The 2,032-nt window shown below is 68.2% G+C and carries 2 protein-coding genes; both read left to right on the top strand.

Annotated elements, in window-relative coordinates; genetic code table 11:
- Positions 1 to 1,215 (top strand): 2-isopropylmalate synthase (locus LQV45_RS28165; protein WP_230010226.1); only part of this gene is annotated, 1,215 nt, incomplete at its 5' end.
- A 211-nt stretch (positions 1,216 to 1,426) separates the two neighbouring features.
- Positions 1,427 to 2,032, top strand: a 606-nt coding sequence (gene recO / locus LQV45_RS28160; protein ID WP_230010225.1) for a DNA repair protein RecO, incomplete at its 3' end; no start/stop codon positions are given.

Here is a 2,032-nt window from a genome sequence, read left to right as displayed (position 1 = left end):
GATACGCACATCACCTACGAATACTCGCCCGAGTCCTTCACCGGCACCGAGCTGGAGTACGCCATCCGGGTCTGCAACGCGATCGCCGACGTCTTCGAGGCCTCGGCGGACCGTCAGGTCATCATCAACCTGCCTGCCACGGTGGAAATGGCCACCCCCAATGTCTACGCCGACTCCATCGAGTGGATGAGCCGGAACCTGCACCCGCGCGAAGGCATCATCCTGTCCCTGCACCCGCACAACGACCGCGGCACCGGCGTTGCCGCCGCCGAGCTGGGCTACCTGGCCGGGGCAGACCGGATCGAGGGCTGCCTCTTCGGCAACGGCGAGCGGACCGGCAACGTGGACCTGGTGACCCTGGGCCTGAACATGTTCGTCCAGGGCATCGACCCGATGATCGCCTTCTCCGACATCGACGAAAGCCGCAGCACGGTGGAGTACTGCAACCAGCTGCCGGTGGCCGAGCGGTCCCCGTACGGCGGAGACCTCGTCTTCACGGCATTCTCCGGCTCGCACCAGGACGCAATCAAGAAGGGCCTGGAGGCCCTCGAAAAGGACGCGGCCGCGGCGGGCAAGGACGTGGCCGACTACACGTGGCAGGTCCCGTACCTGCCGGTGGACCCGAAGGACCTCGGCCGGAGCTACGAGGCGGTCATCCGGGTCAACTCGCAGTCCGGCAAGGGCGGCGTCGCCTACCTGCTCAAGAACGAGCACAGCCTGGACCTGCCGCGCCGCGCCCAGATCGAGTTCTCCGGCGTCATCCAAAAACGGACCGACACGGTCGGCGGAGAAGTGAGCGGACCCCAGCTGTGGCAGGTTTTCCAGGACGAATACCTGCCCTCGGGCTCTGCCGACACGCAGTGGGGCCGCTACGCCCTCGGTTCGATCAGCACCGAGACGGACGAAGACGGCGACATGACCCTGACCGCCGCCCTGAAGATCGACGGGACCCAGGTCCGCCGGACCGGGACCGGGAACGGCCCCATCGCGGCCCTGCTGAGCATCCTGCGCGAGGACGGCGTGGACGTCCGGGTCCTGGACTACAGCGAACACGCACTCTCCGAGGGCGGCAGCGCCCTGGCCGCCGCGTATGTCGAATGCGCCGTGGGGGAGCGCGTGCTCTGGGGCGTGGGGATCGATGCCAACACGAGCACATCAGCCCTCAAGGCCGTCATCTCGGCCGTGAACCGCGCCATCCGGGACGCCCGCGCCTGATCCGTCGCTGCTCGATTCGTCCCTGCCTGATCCGTCCGCGCCTGATCCGTCCCCGGACGGGCAGGCACTGGCGAACCAATGTATGACTGCGCCGCCGGAACACTCCGGCGGCGCAGTATTTTGCCTCAGTCTTTTACCTCAGTCTTTTACCGTTCTGCCTCGGCGGCGCTGCCCATGCCGTGATTCCGTAAAGACAGTGCGAAGATTAACTGTGGTCCAACAATCCTTTGCAGCGCGTGCCTACCGTGATGACGCCGTCGTGCTGCGCACCCACAAGCTGGGCGAGGCCGACCGGATCATCACCCTGCTGACCAAGCACCACGGCCAGGTGCGGGCGGTGGCCAAGGGGGTCCGGCGCACCAGCAGCCGGTTCGGCGCCAGGCTGGAACCGTTCATGGTGGCCGATCTCCAGCTGATTTCCGGGCGCACCCTGGACGTCGTCACGCAGGCCGTGGCCAAGGGCGCCTACGGCGGGAACATCGCCGCGGACTATGGCCGGTACACGGTGGCGGCCGCCATGACCGAGACGGCGGAGAAGCTCACCGACGTCGACGGCGAAGCCGGCACCGCCCAGTACAACCTGCTGGTGGGGGCCCTCGCCTCCCTGAGTCGGGGCGACCACGCACCCGAACTCATCCTGGATTCCTACCTGCTCCGCGCCCTCGCGACCGGCGGCTGGGCGCCCAGCTTCACCGACTGCGCCCGGTGCGGTGCGCCCGGGCCGCACACCGCCTTTTCCGCGCCGCTCGGCGGCATGGTCTGCCATGGGTGCCGGCCGCCGGGATCGCCCGCGCCGGCCCCGGAGACAGTGCTCCTC

It is taken from the genome of Microbacterium sp. Bi128 (assembly GCF_918698205.1).
Note: the sequence above shows the minus strand (reverse complement) of the source record. Positions and strands in the feature narration are given on the sequence as shown.